At 75.2% G+C, this 16,072-nt stretch carries 14 protein-coding genes and 2 tRNA genes; 11 read left to right on the forward strand and 5 right to left on the reverse strand.

What is annotated here, in order from left to right; genetic code table 11:
• Positions 1-2 precede the first annotated feature (2 nt).
• The 4 genes from rsmA to KSE_RS22815 all read left to right on the forward strand — a co-directional run bounded on the left by rsmA (position 3) and on the right by KSE_RS22815 (position 4,764).
• Positions 3-887, forward strand: a complete 885-nt coding sequence (gene rsmA / locus KSE_RS22800; RefSeq protein WP_014137706.1) for a 16S rRNA (adenine(1518)-N(6)/adenine(1519)-N(6))-dimethyltransferase RsmA — start codon at positions 3-5, stop codon at positions 885-887.
• Between the two features lie 2 nt (positions 888-889).
• Positions 890-1,816, forward strand: a complete 927-nt coding sequence (locus KSE_RS22805) for a 4-(cytidine 5'-diphospho)-2-C-methyl-D-erythritol kinase (protein ID WP_014137707.1) — start codon at positions 890-892, stop codon at positions 1,814-1,816.
• 77 nt (positions 1,817-1,893) lie between these two features.
• Positions 1,894-2,880 (forward strand): aldo/keto reductase, encoded by a 987-nt coding sequence (locus tag KSE_RS22810; RefSeq protein WP_014137708.1) that lies wholly within the window; start codon positions 1,894-1,896, stop codon positions 2,878-2,880.
• Positions 2,881-2,952: 72 nt separating this feature from the next.
• Positions 2,953-4,764 (forward strand): ABC-F family ATP-binding cassette domain-containing protein, encoded by a 1,812-nt coding sequence (locus tag KSE_RS22815; protein WP_014137709.1) that lies wholly within the window; start codon positions 2,953-2,955, stop codon positions 4,762-4,764.
• Between the two features lie 27 nt (positions 4,765-4,791).
• Here KSE_RS22815 and KSE_RS42295 read toward each other — a convergent pair whose 3' ends face one another.
• Positions 4,792-6,696: an FUSC family protein gene (locus tag KSE_RS42295; protein ID WP_014137710.1), complete on the reverse strand. Its 1,905-nt coding sequence runs from the start codon at positions 6,694-6,696 to the stop codon at positions 4,792-4,794.
• A 180-nt stretch (positions 6,697-6,876) separates the two neighbouring features.
• Here KSE_RS42295 and KSE_RS22825 point away from each other — a divergent pair.
• The 5 genes from KSE_RS22825 to KSE_RS22845 all read left to right on the forward strand — a co-directional run bounded on the left by KSE_RS22825 (position 6,877) and on the right by KSE_RS22845 (position 11,588).
• A tRNA-Thr gene (locus KSE_RS22825) sits at positions 6,877-6,949 on the forward strand.
• Between the two features lie 167 nt (positions 6,950-7,116).
• Complete coding sequence (locus KSE_RS22830; RefSeq protein ID WP_014137711.1) at positions 7,117-7,776, forward strand: LuxR C-terminal-related transcriptional regulator; 660 nt, start codon at positions 7,117-7,119, stop codon at positions 7,774-7,776.
• A 158-nt stretch (positions 7,777-7,934) separates the two neighbouring features.
• Positions 7,935-8,894, forward strand: coding sequence for a UDP-glucose 4-epimerase GalE (gene galE / locus KSE_RS22835; RefSeq protein WP_014137712.1), 960 nt, complete (start codon positions 7,935-7,937; stop codon positions 8,892-8,894).
• A 186-nt stretch (positions 8,895-9,080) separates the two neighbouring features.
• On the forward strand, positions 9,081-9,986 hold the full coding sequence (locus KSE_RS22840; RefSeq protein WP_033258366.1) for a LuxR C-terminal-related transcriptional regulator: 906 nt from the start codon (positions 9,081-9,083) through the stop codon (positions 9,984-9,986).
• A gap of 60 nt (positions 9,987-10,046) precedes the next feature.
• The gene (locus tag KSE_RS22845) at positions 10,047-11,588 is read left to right on the forward strand and encodes a polysaccharide biosynthesis protein (RefSeq protein ID WP_014137714.1); all 1,542 of its coding nucleotides are present in this window, start codon (positions 10,047-10,049) and stop codon (positions 11,586-11,588) included.
• Between the two features lie 57 nt (positions 11,589-11,645).
• Here KSE_RS22845 and KSE_RS22850 read toward each other — a convergent pair whose 3' ends face one another.
• Positions 11,646-12,140 carry a MarR family winged helix-turn-helix transcriptional regulator gene (locus KSE_RS22850; RefSeq protein ID WP_014137715.1) on the reverse strand — a complete coding sequence of 165 codons (495 nt, stop codon included), beginning with the start codon at positions 12,138-12,140 and terminating at the stop codon, positions 11,646-11,648.
• A gap of 118 nt (positions 12,141-12,258) precedes the next feature.
• Here KSE_RS22850 and KSE_RS22855 point away from each other — a divergent pair, with 118 nt between their 5' ends.
• Complete coding sequence (locus KSE_RS22855; RefSeq protein WP_014137716.1) at positions 12,259-13,056, forward strand: methyltransferase domain-containing protein; 798 nt, start codon at positions 12,259-12,261, stop codon at positions 13,054-13,056.
• Positions 13,057-13,063: 7 nt separating this feature from the next.
• On the opposite strand, the gene KSE_RS22860 is transcribed toward KSE_RS22855, so the two are convergent.
• From KSE_RS22860 to KSE_RS22870, 3 genes are read right to left on the reverse strand one after another with little or no spacing between them, the layout of a single operon-like run.
• The gene (locus KSE_RS22860; RefSeq protein ID WP_014137717.1) at positions 13,064-13,915 is read right to left on the reverse strand and encodes a DMT family transporter; all 852 of its coding nucleotides are present in this window, start codon (positions 13,913-13,915) and stop codon (positions 13,064-13,066) included.
• 53 nt (positions 13,916-13,968) lie between these two features.
• The gene (locus tag KSE_RS22865) at positions 13,969-14,682 is read right to left on the reverse strand and encodes a TetR/AcrR family transcriptional regulator (protein ID WP_051055333.1); all 714 of its coding nucleotides are present in this window, start codon (positions 14,680-14,682) and stop codon (positions 13,969-13,971) included.
• Positions 14,679-15,665 carry an acyl-CoA desaturase gene (locus KSE_RS22870; RefSeq protein ID WP_014137719.1) on the reverse strand — a complete coding sequence of 329 codons (987 nt, stop codon included), beginning with the start codon at positions 15,663-15,665 and terminating at the stop codon, positions 14,679-14,681. Before KSE_RS22870 ends, KSE_RS22865 begins: the two co-directional genes overlap by 4 nt.
• Before the next feature lie 246 nt (positions 15,666-15,911).
• Between KSE_RS22870 and KSE_RS22875 the strand changes: the two genes are divergently transcribed.
• Positions 15,912-15,982: transfer RNA gene (locus KSE_RS22875), tRNA-Gln, on the forward strand.
• Positions 15,983-16,072 lie beyond the last annotated feature (90 nt).

A 16,072-nucleotide genomic window follows, 5' to 3' on the forward strand; every position in this document is an offset into this window, starting at 1 on the left:
GGGTGAGCACCACCGAACCCACCTCCGACGGCCACCTGCTGGGGGCCGCCGACATCCGCGCGCTGGCCGAGGCGTTCGGCGTGAAGCCGACCAAGCAGCGCGGGCAGAACTTCGTCATCGACGGGAACACCGTGCGGCGGATCGTCCGGGCGGCGGGGGTGACGGACGAGGACGCCGTGGTCGAGGTCGGGCCGGGGCTCGGGTCGCTGACGCTGGCGCTGCTGGAGGTGGCGCGGCACGTCACGGCGGTGGAGATCGACCCGGTGCTGGCGCGGCACCTGCCGGACACCGTGCGGGGGCGGATGCCCGCCAAGGCCGACAGCTTCGACCTGGTGCTCAGCGACGCGATGGAGGTCACCGAGCTGCCCGGACCGGCGCCGACCGCGCTGGTCGCGAACCTGCCGTACAACGTCGCCGTGCCGGTGCTGCTGCACATGCTGGAGCACTTCCCGAGCATCGAGCGCACCCTGGTGATGGTGCAGAGCGAGGTCGCCGACCGGCTCGCCGCCAAGCCCGGCAACAAGGTGTACGGCGTCCCGTCGGTGAAGGCCAACTGGTACGCGGACGTGAAGCGCGCCGGGGCGATCGGACGGAACGTGTTCTGGCCCGCGCCGAACGTCGACTCCGGCCTGGTCTCGCTGGTCCGCCGCGACCCGCCGGCCACCACCGCCACCCGGCGCGAGGTGTTCGCCGTCGTGGACGCCGCCTTCGCCCAGCGCCGCAAGACCCTGCGCGCCGCGCTGGCCGGCTGGGCCGGCTCCCCCGCCGCCGCCGAGGAGGCGCTGCGCGGCGCCGGGATCGACCACACGCTGCGCGGCGAGATGCTCACCGTCGAGCAGTTCGCCGCGATCGCCGAGCACAAGCCGAAGACCACCGAGGAGCACTGAGCATGGTCACGGTCCGGGTCCCCGCCAAGGTCAACGTGCAGCTCGGCGTCGGCGGGGTCCGCCCCGACGGCTACCACGACCTGGCGAACGTCTTCTTCGCCGTCGCCCTCGGCGACCAGGTCACCGCCACCCCCGGCACGGGCGTCACGCTCAGCTGCGACGGCCCCGACGCCGCCGCCGTCCCGCTCGACGACAGCAACCTGGCCGCCCGCGCCGCCCGGCTGCTCGCCGCCCGCCACGGCCTCGCCGAACCCGGCGTGCACCTGCACATCGACAAGGCCATCCCGGTGGCCGGCGGGATGGCCGGCGGCAGCGCGGACGGCGCCGCCGCGCTGCTCGCCTGCGACGCGCTGTGGGGCCTGGACACCCCGCTGCCCGTCCTGCTGGAACTGGCCGCCGAACTCGGCTCCGACGTCCCGTTCGCGCTGCTCGGCGGCGTCGCGCTGGGCCGCGGCCGGGGCGAGCTGCTGGAGCCGCTGCCGGTCGCCGGGACGTTCCACTGGGTGTTCGCGGTCGCCGACGGCGGCCTCTCCACCCCGGCGGTCTTCCGCGAGTGCGACCGGCTGCGCGAGGAGTCCGGCCTCGGCTCCTCGATCGACCAGGTCCCCACCCCCGACGCCGACCCGGCGCTGCTCGCCGCCCTCGCCGACGGCGACCCCGTCGCGCTGGCCGCCGCCCTCGCCAACGACCTCCAGGCCGCCGCCGTCTCGCTGCGCCCCTCCCTCGCCGACACCCTGCACGCCGGCACCGAGGCGGGCGCGCTGGCCGCCCTGGTCTCCGGCTCCGGCCCGACCTGCGCCTTCCTCGCCAAGGACGCCGACGCCGCCGCCCACATCGCCGCCGCCCTCCGCGCCTCCGGCACCTGCCGCACCGCCCACCCCACCCACGGCCCGGTCCCGGGCGCCCGGGTGGTCCACACCTCTGCTTGACCTGGAGCGCGCTCCGGGTTCCAGACTCGTCATCGCGGCCCGCACCGGGCGGGCCGCGGAGACGAGGGGAATCCCGGATGCGCAAGCGCACCATCGGAACCGATCCGCGCACCCGTCGCGAGGTCAGCGTGCTGAGCCTGGGGGCGATGCTGTTCGGCACGCTCACCGACGAGGCGACCTCGTTCGCCGTGCTGGACCGGTACGTGGCGGCGGGCGGCAACTTCATCGACACCTCGAACAACTACGCGTACTGGCAGGACGACAGCCAGGGCGGCGCCAGCGAGGAGCTGCTCGGGCGGTGGCGGGCCAGCCGCGGGATCACCGACGAGGTGGTGATCGCGACCAAGCTCGGGGCCCGGCCGAAGGCGCCCGGCACCGGGTTCGTCGAGAACGGCGAGGGCCTGTCGGCGGAGGTGATCCGGGCGTCCTCGGAGGCCAGCCGGAAACGGCTCGGGGTGGAGAAGCTCGACCTGCTGTACGCGCACGTCGAGGACCGGACGGTGTCGCCGGCCGAGACGGTCGAGGCGTTCGGCGCGCTGGTGCGGGAGGGGACGGTCGGGCTGCTGGGCGTCTCCAACCACTGGTCGTGGCGGGTCGAGCGGGCCCGGAACCTCGCCGCGCGGGCCGGGCTCCCGGGGTACGAGGTGCTCCAGTACGGGCACACCTACCTGCGGCGGCGCGGCGACCTGCCCGGCCTGACCTGCGCGGACGGCGACCAGGCCGCCGTCCAGGGCGACCTGGTCACCTACCTCAAGGAGAGCCCCGAGCTCACCCTGGTCGCGTACTCCCCGCTGCTCGGCGGCGGCTACGTCCGGGCCGACAAGCCGCTCGGCCCGTCCTTCGACCACGCGGGCACCCCGGCCCGCCTCGCCGCGCTCGACACCGTGGCGAAGCAGACCGGTGCCACCCGCAACCAGGTGGTGCTGGCCTGGCTGCTCGGCGGCGAACTGCCGGCGATCCCGCTGGTCGGCGCGTCCTCGGTGGCGCAGCTGGACGAGAGCCTGGCCGCGCTGGACCTGGAACTGACCGCCGAGCAGCGCGCGCTGCTGGACCAGGCCCGGTAGCGAGGAGGGGACGGCCGCGCGCGGCACTAGGCTGGAGGCTCGTTCCAGCCCCTTCCTCAGGAGTGCAGCTTCGTGGCCGTCAACCTCGCCACCATCGAGTCCGTCACCAAGGTGTACGGCACCAGGGCCCTGCTGGACGGGGTCAGCCTCGGCGTCAGCGAGGGCGACCGGATCGGTGTGGTGGGCCGCAACGGTGACGGCAAGACGACGCTGATCCGGATGCTCGCCAAGCTGGAGGAGCCGGACAGCGGGCGGATCACCCACTCCGGCGGGCTGCAGCTGGCCGTGCTGACCCAGCACGACTCGCTGGACCCCGAGGCCACCATCCGGCACGAGGTGATCGCCGGCCGGGCCGACCACGAGTGGCTGGGCGACGCCCGGATCCGCGACATCATCCAGGGCCTGTTCGGCGGCCTCGACCTGCCCGGGTTCGCCGACGGCCTGGACACCGTGATCGGCCCGCTCTCCGGCGGCGAGCGCCGCCGGATCGCGCTCGCCAAGCTGCTGCTCGGCGAGCCCGACCTGGTGGTGCTGGACGAGCCCACCAACCACCTCGACGTCGAGGGCATCGCCTGGCTCGCCAAGCACCTGCAGAACCGCCGCTCCGCGCTGGTCTGCGTCACCCACGACCGCTGGTTCCTGGACCAGGTCTGCACCCGGATGTGGGACGTCCAGCGCGGCGAGGTCCGCGAGTACGAGGGCGGCTACTCGGACTACGTGTTCGCCCGCGCCGAGCGCTCCCGGATCGAGGCCACCGAGGAGCAGAAGCGGCAGAACCTGGCCCGCAAGGAGCTGGCCTGGCTGCGCCGCGGCGCCCCCGCCCGCACCTCCAAGCCGCGCTACCGGATCGAGGCCGCGAACGCGCTGATCGCGGACGTGCCGGAGCCGCGCGACAAGTCCGAGCTGATGAAGTTCGCCAACGCCCGGCTCGGCCGCACCGTCTTCGACCTGGAGGACGTGACCGTCAAAGCCGGCGACAAGCTGCTGTTGGAGCGCCTCACCTGGCAGCTCGGCCCCGGCGACCGGATCGGCCTGCTCGGCGTCAACGGCGCCGGCAAGACCTCGCTGCTGCGGGCGATGCAGGCCGCGTACGCCACCGAGGGCGACGTGCAGCCGGCCGGCGGCGTGATCAAGGTCGGCAAGACCGTCCGGCTGGCGTACCTCTCGCAGGAGGTCGCCGAGCTGGACCCGACCACCCGCGTCCTCCAGGCCGTCGAGCAGGTCCGCGGCCGGGTCGACCTCGGCAAGGGCCGGGAGATGAGCGCCGGGCAGCTGTGCGAGCAGTTCGGCTTCGGCAAGGACAAGCAGTGGACGCCGGTCGGCGACCTCTCCGGCGGCGAGCGCCGCCGGCTCCAGCTGCTGCGGCTGCTGATGGACGAGCCGAACGTGCTGTTCCTCGACGAGCCCACCAACGACCTCGACATCGAGACCCTCAACCAGCTGGAGGACCTGCTCGACGGCTGGCCCGGCTCGATGGTCGTGATCAGCCACGACCGGTTCTTCGTCGAGCGCACCACCGACACCGCGTACGCGCTGCTCGGCGACCGCCGGATGCGGATGCTCCCGGGCGGCGTCGACGAGTACCTGGAGCGCCGCACCGCGATGGCCGAGGCCGCCGCCGCGAGCGCCGCCGCCCAGCTGCCGGCCGCGCCGGAGACCTCCGGCCTGTCGGCGGGCGACCTGCGGGCCGCGAAGAAGGAGCTGCAGAAGCTGGAGCGGCAGATCGCCAAGCTGGACGAGCAGGAGTCCAAGCTGCACGCCCAACTCGCCGAGCACGCCGCCGACTTCTCCAAGGTCGCCGAGCTGGACGCGAAGCTGCGCAAGGTCCGGGAGGAGAAGGAGGAGCTGGAGCTGTCCTGGCTGGAGCTGGCCGAGCAGGTCTGACCGCCGGGCCGCGGCGGGCGGCGCCGCTCAGCCGAGCAGCACGTCCAGCTCGTCGGCGGCCCGGGCCAGCGCGCTGCGCTCCGGGTCGTGCGGGCCGGTCGGCCGGGCGGCGAGGCCGGCCGGCGGGCGGTGGGCGCGGGCGGCGCCGGTGAGCCGGTCCAGCGAGTCCAGCACCCGTTCGATCACCTCGGGCTCGGGCCGCCGCCCGCCGTAGCGCAGTTGCGCGGCGTACGCGGCGACCGCCCCGGAGAGCCGCTCCAGCGCGGCGGTGGCGGGCACCCACTGCTCGGCCAGCCGCCCGGCCGGCGGGGGTTCGGCCAGACCCAGGTTGACCTGCTGCCGGGCGTCGGCCAGCGCCCGGTAGGCGGTGCGGCGCAGCCACACCTCGGCGACCGGCTCGACCCGGGCCACCGCCGCCAGGTAGGCCCGGACGGCGGCCGCGGCGGTGACGATGCCCGGCTCGATCCGGTGCGAGGGCCGCTCGGGCCACAGCAGGTAGCCGAACAGCAGCACGATGCCGCTGCCCAGCGCGGTGTCCAGCACCCGCGGCCAGAACTCGGCGGCGCCGCTCTCGCCGCCGAGCTGCACCAGCAGCAGCGCGACCGGCGTCATCACGATGGTGTTCACCCCGTAGTGCACGGCCGCCGAGTACGGCAGCAGCGCCACGCACAGCGCCACCGCCAGGCTCAGCGCCCAGGAGTCGGTGGTGACCGCGAGCAGCACCGCGGTCACCGCGATGCCCAGCACCGTCCCGAGCGCCCGGCTGACCGCCCGCTGGAACACCGAGCCGAGGTCCGGCTTGAGGACGAACGCCACCGTCATCGGCACCCAGTAACTGCGGCTCAGCGTCAGCCCGTTCACCGCCGCCTCGGCGACCGCCACGCACAGCGCCACCCGCAGCCCGTAGCGCACCGAGCCGCGGGACAGCAGCCGCACCCGCAGCCGCCACGGGTCCGGCGGCGGCGGGACGGCGGTGTCCAGCGGCGCCCAGCGGCCCGCGACGGTGTCGGCGGCGGCCCGCAGCGCGGTGTCGAACGCCGTCCGGGACGGCGTGTCGGGCCGCCAGTGCGGGTACCCGGGCTCGGGGCCGCCGGTGATCTGCGCGGCCAGCCGGGCCGGCAGCGCGGCCACCTCCGGCGGGACCGGCCGCCAGGCCCACAGCAGCCCGGCCGCCGCCTCGGTGGCGCCCAGCGCGGCCTCGTACGAGCGGCGCAGCCAGTGCAGCCGGGCCGACTCGCGGCGGCCCGGGCGGGGCGGCGGCAGCAGGTCCTGCATCTGGTTGAGCCGGCCGGTGAGCAGTCGGCGGGCGGCCGCGCCGTCCGGGGTGCCGAGGGCGGTCAGCAGGCCGCCGAGCGCCAGGTAGACCTCGGCCAGCGCCCGGGTCCGCGGGTCCGAGCGGACGTCGGTGCGGTAGCGCACCCCCAGCAGCAGGACCAGCGCGGCGCCGCACGGCATCATCGCGGGCGCCGCCCACCACGGGTGCGGCAGCGCCATCCCGCCGCCCAGCGAGGCCGAGACCAGCAGCAGCATCCCGGCCGCCGAGCCGCGCGGCCCGGTCGCCGACAGCGCCCCGCCGGCGAAGCCCACCGCGGTCAGTGCCAGCCCGGTCTCCAGCCCGCCCGCGCCCCGGTGCTGGAGCTCCGCGCCGATCAGCATGCCGGTCGCCGAGGCGGCCAGCGCGAGGGCGATCCGGGGCGCCCGCAGCCGCAGCGGCTCCACCCGGTCGTTCATCGTCGCGTGCATCGCGCCCAGCGCCGCGAACACCCCCAGCGACAGCCGGTCGAACAGCAGCCCGAGCCCCAGCGGCACCGCCATCCCCAGCGCCGCCCGCGCCATCAGCGCCCACGGCACGGCCGGCCGGGTCGGCCGCAGGGCCAGCGCCCACCAGGCGGAGGGGTCGCCGGAAGCACGGCTGCGGCCGGGGGCTGGCACAGGATCACGCGCCTTCGCTGCACGGGAGTTCGCGGCTGCTGGGCGACATTGCACGGCAGATCGGGTCTTCTCGGGCAGTTTAGCCCTCCGACCAGGCCGAAGCCGATTTCCCATGAGGTCGGCGGAGCATGTAATGTCTTCCTCGTCGCAAGGGGAACCGCCAGGTGCCCGGAGCAACAAGCCCCTATAGCTCAGTCGGTAGAGCGTCTCCATGGTAAGGAGAAGGTCTGCGGTTCGATTCCGCATGGGGGCTCAGACAGGAAGGCCCCGCCGCGAGGCGGGGCCTTCCGCGTTTTCCCCTCCCCGTCCGGGTCCTCCCTGCCCGCGCGTTTCCCCGGGACCGGTTCCGGAGGGCCTCTGGCGGGCCGGGCGATTGTGCGCTCTGATGGTGCGTCTGTCGAGCCGGGAGGGGAGGGACGGATGAGTGCGCGGCTCGTGGTGGCGGACGACCACCGGTTGATGGCCGAGGCGCTGGGCTCGGCCCTGCAGCAGCGCGGGCACCGGGTGCTGGGCGTCGGGTCGCCGAGCGCGGCGGTGTCGGAGCTGGTGGCGGGGCGCCGCCCGGAGGTGTGCCTGCTGGGGACGGCGGGCGGGCCGGAGGATCCGTTCGAGCCGCTGCGCCGGCTGCGGCGGGAGCGGCCGGAGATCGCGGTGGTGGTGCTGGGGCCGCTGGGCGCGCCGGGGCGGGTCGCGGCGGCGTTCGCCGCGGGGGCGGCCGGCTACGTGCGCAGCGACGAGCGGATCGAGGTGGTGGACCGGGCGATCGCCCGGGTCCGGGCCGGCGAGGTGGCGGTCGCGGTGGACGTGCTGCGGGCCGCGTTCGAGCACCTGCTGTGGCCGGTGGCGGAGCCGGACGACGAGGCGCTGCGGCTGCTGCGGCTGCTGACCCGGCGGGAGGTCCAGGTGCTGGCCCGGATCGCGGACGGCGAGGACACCGCGGCGATCGCCGCCGCGATGCGGATCGCGCCGTCGACGGCCCGCACGCACGTCCAGCGGGTGCTGACCAAGCTGGGCGCGCGCTCCCGGCTGGAGGCCGCCGCGCTGGCGGCCCGGACCGGGCTGCTCGACCAACTGGCCTGAGAGGAAGCGGAGTTCGGCGCCCACGGGCGGCGGGGGCGGCGGCCGGCGGCCGGGCGCCGGCGGTGCGGGCGGCCCGACGTTCCGGACGGGGGCCCCGGGGCGGGTGTTCTATGCTCCGGACGAGGAACACCCGAGAGTTGTGCGGAGGTCGAAGAGGCATGGGCAAGTACCTGGTCACGGGCGGAGCCGGCTACGTCGGGAGCGTGGTGGCGGCGCACCTGCTGGAGGCGGGGCACTCGGTGACGGTGCTGGACGACCTGTCGACCGGGTTCGCGGCGGGCGTGCCGGACGGCGCCGAGTTCGTCCGCGGCCGGATCCAGGACGCCGCCGAGGTGCTGGACCCGTCCTTCGACGGCGTGCTGCACTTCGCGGCCTCCTCGCAGGTCGGCGAGTCGGTGGCGGACCCGGAGAAGTACTGGCGCAACAACGTGGCCGGTTCGCTCGAACTGGTGACGGCGATGCGCAAGGCCGGCGTCGGCACGCTGGTCTTCTCCTCCACCGCCGCGGTCTACGGGGAGCCGGAGGAGGTCCCGATCAAGGAGACCGCCCGCACCTCGCCGACCAACACCTACGGCGCGACCAAGCTGGCGGTCGACCACCTGATCACCTCGGAGGCGACCGCGCACGGCCTGGCCGCCGTCAGCCTGCGCTACTTCAACGTGGCGGGCGCGTACGGGCGGTTCGGCGAGCGGCACGAGCCGGAGTCGCACCTGATCCCGCTGGTCTTCCAGGCGGCGCTCGGCCAGCGCCCCGACATCGCGGTGTTCGGCGACGACTACCCGACCCCGGACGGCACCTGCGTGCGCGACTACATCCACATCGCCGACCTGGCGCGGGCGCACCTGCTGGCGCTGGCCGCGGCCAAGCCGGGCGAGCACCTGATCTGCAACCTGGGCAACGGCACCGGCTTCTCGGTGCGCGAGGTGATCGAGTCGGTCAAGCGGGTCACCGGCCGCGAGATCCCGGTCCGGACGGCCGGGCGGCGCCCCGGCGACCCGGCCGTGCTGGTCGCCGCCGCCGACCGCGCCCGGGAGGCCCTCGGCTGGACGCCCGAGCGCCCCGAACTGGACCGGATCGTCGCCGACGCCTGGGAGTTCACCCTCGCCCACCGCGCCTGAACCCCTCGCCGCCGCGCCTGACCTGGCGGATCCCCGGCCGGTGACCAGGCGGCTCCCCGGCCGGCCCGAAAGCCCCGAAGACCCTGTGTACAGGAACTTCACCAAACCCCCACGCCGTGGCGGCGCCCGCCCGTAGGCTGAGTGCGGCACCGGTGGGGGTCGGGCCACGAGCAGGGGGGCAGGACGATGGGGCGTACGCGCGTCCTGGTGGTCGACGGCCACCGGATCTTCGCCGAGGCGCTCGCCACGGCACTGGCCGCCGAACCCGACGTGGACGTCGGGGCGGCGGGCAGCGCGGCGGCGGCCGAACGCGCACTGGAACGGGCGGTGGCCGAACACCGCCCGTACGACGTGGTGCTGGTCGACGTCGACCTGGGCGCCGCGCCGCCACCCCGCGCCCAGGCGGCGTTACCCGCGCCCCGGCGCACCCCGCCCGGGTCCGCCGGGCGCTCCGCCGCCGGGCCGCCCGCCACCGGGGTGCCCGCGCAGGCCGCCGCACCGCCGGCCGCCGCGCCCACCGCACCGTCCGCCGGCCGGCCCGAGGAGGCCAGGTCGCTGACCGACGGGATCGCCCTGGTCGCCCGGATCCGGCGGGCCCACCCCGATGTCCGGGCCGTCCTGCTGGCCGCCGCGGACGACCCGCAGCGGGCCGCCCGCGCCCTCCAGGCCGGGGCCAACGGCTGGGTGGCGCGCGAGAGTTCGCTCGGCGCGCTGATGACCGTGGTGCGCGGCGTGCGCCGGGACGAGACCCACCTGCCGCCCGCACTGCTGACCGGAGTGGTCCGGGAGCTGACCTCGGCCCGCCGGGACCGCTCGGAGAGCGAGCGGCTGGTCGCCGCCCTCACCCCGCGCGAGGAGGAGGTGCTGCGCTGCATGGTCGCCGGCCTGGGCCGGCAGGCCGTCGCCGAGCGGCTGTTCCTCTCCCCGCACACCGTCCGCACCCACATGCAGAACGTCCTGGGCAAGCTGGGCGTCCACTCGACCCTCGCGGCGGTCGCGGTCGCCCGCCGGGCCGGGATCGCGCCGTCCGAACCGCCCGCCCCCGTCCCCCCACCGACCGTGGCCTCGACCGCAGGCCCCGGCGCGGGCTGAACCAGCCGCGCCCCATCCCGCACGTTCCACTCCGCGAGTCCAGGGAGACCGGAGGTTCAGATGTCGCCGCACCCCACTGCCGCACGCCCGGACGGGGACCGTACCCGCCTGCCCGCCCAGCGGGCCGGCTCGACCGGCCTGCGCACCCTGGTCGTCGGCGCCGGCGCCGCCGGGACCGCCCTGGTCCGCGACCTGGGCCGGACGCCCGAGTTCGGCCTCACCCCGGTCGGCGTCCTGGACGACGACCCGGCCAAGGCCGGCCTGGACGTCTCCGGCAGCCCCGTCCTCGGCCCGCTCGCCGAACTCACCGGGCTGGCCCTCGCGCACGACGCCCAGGTCGTCGTCCTCGCCATCCCCGGCCTCCCGCACCAGCGGGTCCGCGAACTCGCCACCGCCGCGGCCGCCGCCGGCGCCGCCGTCCGCTACCTGCCGTCCTTCCTGTCGGCGCTGCGCCGCGAGGTGGTCGGCTCCGACATGCGCACCCTGGACGTCAACCGGCTGATCGGCCGGCACGAGGTGCACGTGGTCTCGCCGGACGTCCGCACGGTGATCGAGGGCCGCCGGGTGCTGGTGACCGGCGCCGGCGGTTCGATCGGCAGCGAACTGTGCCGGCAGGTCCAGGCGTTCGGGCCGGCCGCGCTCTACATGCTCGACCACGACGAGTCGAACCTGCACCGGCTCCAGCTCGACATCTGGGGCGAGGCGCTGCTCACCGACGAGTCGCTGGTGATCGCCGACATCCGGGACCGCCCCCGGATCCAGCAGATCTTCCGCGACCTGCGCCCCGACGTGGTCTTCCACGCCGCCGCGCACAAGCACCTGCCGCTGCTGGAGCGCCACCCCAGCGAGGCGGTCAAGTCCAACGTGCTCGGCACCGACCACCTGGTGGAGGCCGCGCTGGCCACCGGCGTCGAGCGCTTCGTGCTGATCTCCACCGACAAGGCCGCCGACCCGACGTCGGTGCTCGGCGCGAGCAAGCGGCTGGCCGAGCTGATCGTCCAGGCCAACGCCCGGGACGCCCGCAACCTCGGCACCGGCGTCTTCGCCGCCGTCCGCTTCGGCAACGTGCTCGGCTCGCGCGGCTCGCTGCTCTCCGTGCTGGAGGAGCAGCTGCGCAGCGGCGGCCCGGTCACCGTCACCCACCCCGACGTCACCCGCTTCTTCATGACCATCGAGGAGGCGGTCGGCCTGGTCCTGGAGGCCGGGCGGATGGCCGAGGGCGGCGAGGTGTTCGTCCTCGACATGGGCGAGCCGGTCCGGATCGTCGACCTGGTGCACAACTTCGCCGAACAGGTCCAACTCGGCGCGGACGAGGTCGAGATCCGCTACACCGGCCTGCGCGCCGGGGAGAAGCTCAACGAGGCGCTGTTCTCCGACGCCGAGGAGCGCCTCCCCACCGCCCACCCGCGGATCTTCGCCACCGCCGCCGACCACGCCACCGCCCCCGAGGACCTGGCCGGCGGCCTCACCGGCCTGTACGGCGCGGCCACCGTCAACTCCGACCCCGAGGTCCGCGAGCGCCTGGCGGCGCTGCTGCCCGGCTACCAGACCGCCCCCGCCAGGACGCCCGCGCTGGCGACGCCGTACCCGGACGGGTTCTAGCGGGCGGGGGACTGGCGGGAGCTTCGGCCCGGCCCCCTTCGCGCGCCCGGGGCGGCACTAGCCGGCGCGGTCGAAGGGGGCGACCAGGCTGCGGAGCAGGGCGGCGAGTTCGGTCTGCTGGGCGGGGGCGAGCTGGGCGAGGATCTCGCGCTCGTGCGAGAGCAGGCCGGCCAGGGCCTGGTCGGCCTGGTCGCGGCCGGCGTCGGTGAGGCGGACCAGGACGCCGCGCCGGTCGTCGGGGTCGGGCAGGCGGACGACCAGGCCCTTGGCGGTGAGGCGGTCGATCCGGTTGGTCATGGTGCCGGAGGTGACCAGGGTCTGGGTGAGGAGCTGGCCGGGGGAGAGCTGGTAGGGGTCCCCGGCGCGGCGCAGCGCGGTGAGGACGTCGAACTCCCAGGGTTCGAGGCCGTGCTCGGCGAAGGCGGTGCGGCGGGCCCGGTCCAGGTGGCGGGCGAGCCGGCTCACCCGACTGAGGACCTCTAGCGGTTCCACGTCGAGGTCGGGGCGCTCTCGGCGCCATGCTGCGACCAGGCGGTCGACCTCGTCCTCCATGGCGATCAGTGTATCGGGGGGTGTGTCGATGTGAAGTCTCTTGACATCAAGAGATAACAAAGGAAATCTCGACCGTAACAGAGATATCTTGACGTCGAGATACTTTCGGGAGCCCGCCATGCCCGCCCACTGGGACGCCGACCAGTACCTGCGCTACGCCGACCTGCGCAATCGCCCGTTCGCCGACCTGCTCGCCCGGGTCCCCGACCTGCCGCCCGCCCCCACCGTGCTCGACCTCGGCTGCGGCCCCGGCAACTCCACCGCCGCGCTCCGCCGCCGCTGGCCGGACGCCCGGCTCATCGGCCTGGACACCTCGCCCGAGCTGCTGGCGAAGGCCCGCGGCGCCGACGGCGAACCCACCGCCGCCTACCGCGAGCAGGACGTCGCGGCGTACGACCCGGCGCCCGAGCGGCCCGACCTGATCGCCTCCAACGCCGCCCTGCACTGGATGGACACCCCGACCGCCGACCACCTGGAGCTGCTGCCGCGCTGGGCCGCCGCGCTGCGCCCCGGCGGGGTGATCGCCTTCCAACTGCCCGGCAACTTCGCCGCCCCCAGCCACACCCTGCTCGCCGACCTGCGCCGCACCCCGCGCTGGCGCGACCGGCTGGCCGCCGCCCGCCCGGACGCCTCCTGCCACGAACCCGACCGCTACGCCCGGACGCTGCTCGCGGCCGGCTGCGCCGCCGACGTCTGGGAGACCACGTACACGATGGTGCTGCCGGGCCCCGACCCGGTGCTGGAGTGGGTCAAGGGCTCCACCCTGCGCCCGGTGCTCGACCTGCTGCCGGAGCCGGCCGAACGGGCCGCGTTCCTGGCCGAGTACGGGGCGCTGCTGCGCGCCGCGTACCCGGCGACCCGGCACGGCACGCTGTTCCCGTTCCGCCGGGTCCTCGCGGTCGCCGTGAAGGGCTGACGGGGGCTCACTTCGCGCCCGGCAGCGCCGGGTGGCGGCCCAGCACGACCACGCCGACCACGATCGCGGCCATCCCGGCGCTCTGCCAGGCCAGCGCCCCCGGGGAGAGCCGCAGCCGGTCGCCGAGGAAGCCGACCGCGCAGGCGATCCCGGCCAGCGGCTGGGCGGCGGTCAGCGCGGGCAGCGACATCCGCAGCGGCGCCGCCTCGAACGCGGACTGCACCAGCAGCAGGCCGACCACGCCGATCCCGAGCACCGCGTACGGCGGCCAGGAGGCCAGCGCGGCCGCCGCGCCGTCCCGGTCGACCCGGTCGAAGGTGGTCCGGGTCAGCGCGTCCTGGAGGCCGTAGAGCAGGCCGGCGGCCAGCGCCAGCAGGGTGGCCTCCTCGAACAGCGGCAGCCGGCGGGCCACCGAGACCAGCAGCAGGGCCAGCCCGGCGACGGTGCCGACCACCAGCCAGTGCCGCAGCGGCCCGGCCGCCGGGCCGCCGCCCTCGGGCCGGCCGGCCGCGATGAACGCGGTGACGCCGAGGGCGATCAGCGCGACGCCGATCCAGCCGGAGCGGCCCAGCCGGGTGCCGGTGAGCCGGCCGGCCAGCAGCATCGCCCAGACCAGGTTGGTGGCCAGCAGCGGCTCGACCAGGGCCACCTCGCCCGCGCCGAGGGCCAGCGCGGACAGCACCTGGCCGCCGATCATGAAGGCGATGCCGAGCAGCCAGTCCGGCATCCGCACCAGGTCGAGCAGCAGCCGCCAGCGCAGCAGGTCGCCGCTGGGCGCGCGCTGGGCGGCGTGCTGCTGCAGGACGAACCCGGCGCCCAGGCAGCAGGCGGCGCCGAGGGCCAGCAGGAAGACCGCCACGGGCGCTCCTGTCGTGCGGGTCGGCCCGGCCCCGCCGGGGCCCGGGCCGGGCGTCAGTTCTTCCGCTCGCCGACCAGCTTGGGGTGCCGCTCCAGGCCCTCCAGGCCGTGCCAGGCGAGGTTGACCAGGTGGGCGGCGACCTCCGCCTTGCCGGGCTTGCGGACCTCCAGCCACCACTGCCCGGTCAGCGCCACCATGCCGACCAGCATCTGCGAGTACATCGGGGCCAGCCGGGGGTCGAAGCCGCGGGACTTGAACTCCAGGCCCAGGATGTCCTCGACCTGGGTGGCGATGTCGCCGATCAGCGAGGCGAACGAGCCGGTGGACTGGGCCACCGGGGAGTCCCGGACCAGGATCTTGAAGCCGTCGGTCGAGGTGTCGATGTAGTCCATCAGCGCGAACGCGGCCTGCTCCAGCAGCTCGCGGGAGTGCCCGCCGGTGAGCGCGCCGGTGACCATGTCGAGCAGCAGCTGCATCTCGCGGTCGACCACCACCGCGTACAGGCCCTCCTTGCCGCCGAAGTGCTCGTACACCACGGGCTTGGAGACCCCGGCGCGCTCGGCGATCTCCTCCACCGAGGTGCCGTCGTAGCCGCGTTCGGCGAAGACCGACCGGCCGATCTCCAGCAGCTGCTCGCGGCGCTGCTTGCCGGTCATCCGCACCCGGCCGCCGGTCTTGCCCCCGCCGCGGCGCGAGGGCTGTCGATGGCCGGTGCTGTCTCCGTTGGTCCCGTTCACCCCTCCATCATGCTGTAGGCGCTGACTCATGCGGCGCGGCGGGCGGCGATCCGCTCCGCGCCGGGCCAGCGGACGTCGCGCGCCCAGCCCGCCCGCTCGAACCAGCGGATGACCCGGGCGGAGGAGTCGACCTGGCCGCGGAGCACGCCGTGCCGGGCCGAGGTGGGGTCGGCGTGGTGCAGGTTGTGCCAGGACTCGCCGCAGGACAGCACCGCCAGCCACCACACGTTGCCGGACCGGTCGCGGGACCGGAACGGGCGCGAACCCACCGCGTGGCAGATCGAGTTGATCGACCAGGTGACGTGGTGCAGCAGCGCGACCCGGACCAGCGAGCCCCAGAAGAAGGCGGACAGCGCGCCCTGCCAGCTCCAGGTGGCCAGGCCGCCGACCAGCGGCGGCAGGGCCAGCGAGAGCAGCGTCCAGAGCCAGAACAGCCGGGAGACCGCCCTTATCGCCGGGTCGCGGACCAGGTCGGGCGCGTAGGTGAGCTGCGGGGTCTGCTCCTCGTCGAACAGCCAGCCCGTGTGCGCCCACCACAGGCCCTTGAGCAGGGCCGGCAGGTTCTCGCCGTAGCGCCACGGCGAGTGCGGGTCGCCGTCCTTGTCGGAGTAGCGGTGGTGCTTGCGGTGGTCGGCGACCCAGCGCACCAGCGGGCCCTCGACGGCCATCGAGCCGGCCACCGCCAGGGCCAGCCGCAGCGGCCGGTTGGCCTTGAAGGCGCCGTGGGTGAAGTAGCGGTGGTAGCCGACGGTGATGCCGTGGCAGGTGAGGAAGTACATGCCGACCGCGAGGCCGGCGTCCAGCCAGGACAGCCCGCGGCCCCAGGCCAGCGGGACGGCGGCGAGCAGCGCCGCGAACGGCAGGGCGATGAACAGGCCCAGGGTGGCGCGCTCCAGCGCGCCCTGTCTCTCGCCGCCCCTGGTGGCGGAGAGCGTGGTGGCGGTGCGGGCGTCCTCGGCGGTGCGGGCGTCCTCGGCGGCGCGCGGCGGCGCCTGCCCGGCCTGGATGGTCATGGCGCTTCCCGGGGGGAGAGGGGGACCGGCGGGTACCTGGTACCTACGTTTCCGTAACCTACGGCATCGTAGGTACCGCTCCGGGGCAAGCGGAAGGCCCCGGGGCGCACGTGTCGCACTGTTCGCCCGCCGGATCCCGGCCGGTCGTCGGACGGGGTGCCGCGCGTCGTTCGCGTGCCTTGGCGGAAGGTGGTGGAGCTACGGGCCGTCAACCCGTAGGCTGTGCTGGGCGCGCGAGCGCGCCTTTCCGCCGTGGTGTAATGGCAGCACAGGGCCCTTTGGAGGCCTTTGTCTGGGTTCGAATCCTAGCGGCGGAGCCCTGCCGGGCCTGCTGGGGCCCGTTCCGATCGGCCCCGTACCGTTTCGGACGGTTTCCGTTCCTTTTCTCTCGGTATTCTCGGTGCGCC

This window comes from Kitasatospora setae KM-6054 (genome assembly GCF_000269985.1).
GTDB classification, from domain to species: domain Bacteria; phylum Actinomycetota; class Actinomycetes; order Streptomycetales; family Streptomycetaceae; genus Kitasatospora; species Kitasatospora setae.

Coding starts and splice junctions, on each gene's coding strand:
- KSE_RS22865 (WP_051055333.1), bottom strand. CDS start 14,682: ATGAGTCAGCGCCTACAGCATGATGGAGGGGTGAACGGGACCAACGGA.
- KSE_RS22855 (WP_014137716.1), top strand. CDS start 12,259: ATGCCCGCCCACTGGGACGCCGACCAGTACCTGCGCTACGCCGACCTG.
- galE (WP_014137712.1), top strand. CDS start 7,935: ATGGGCAAGTACCTGGTCACGGGCGGAGCCGGCTACGTCGGGAGCGTG.
- KSE_RS22805 (WP_014137707.1), top strand. CDS start 890: ATGGTCACGGTCCGGGTCCCCGCCAAGGTCAACGTGCAGCTCGGCGTC.
- KSE_RS22870 (WP_014137719.1), bottom strand. CDS start 15,665: ATGACCATCCAGGCCGGGCAGGCGCCGCCGCGCGCCGCCGAGGACGCC.
- KSE_RS22840 (WP_033258366.1), top strand. CDS start 9,081: ATGGGGCGTACGCGCGTCCTGGTGGTCGACGGCCACCGGATCTTCGCC.
- KSE_RS22850 (WP_014137715.1), bottom strand. CDS start 12,140: ATGGAGGACGAGGTCGACCGCCTGGTCGCAGCATGGCGCCGAGAGCGC.
- KSE_RS22845 (WP_014137714.1), top strand. CDS start 10,047: ATGTCGCCGCACCCCACTGCCGCACGCCCGGACGGGGACCGTACCCGC.
- KSE_RS22830 (WP_014137711.1), top strand. CDS start 7,117: ATGAGTGCGCGGCTCGTGGTGGCGGACGACCACCGGTTGATGGCCGAG.
- KSE_RS22810 (WP_014137708.1), top strand. CDS start 1,894: ATGCGCAAGCGCACCATCGGAACCGATCCGCGCACCCGTCGCGAGGTC.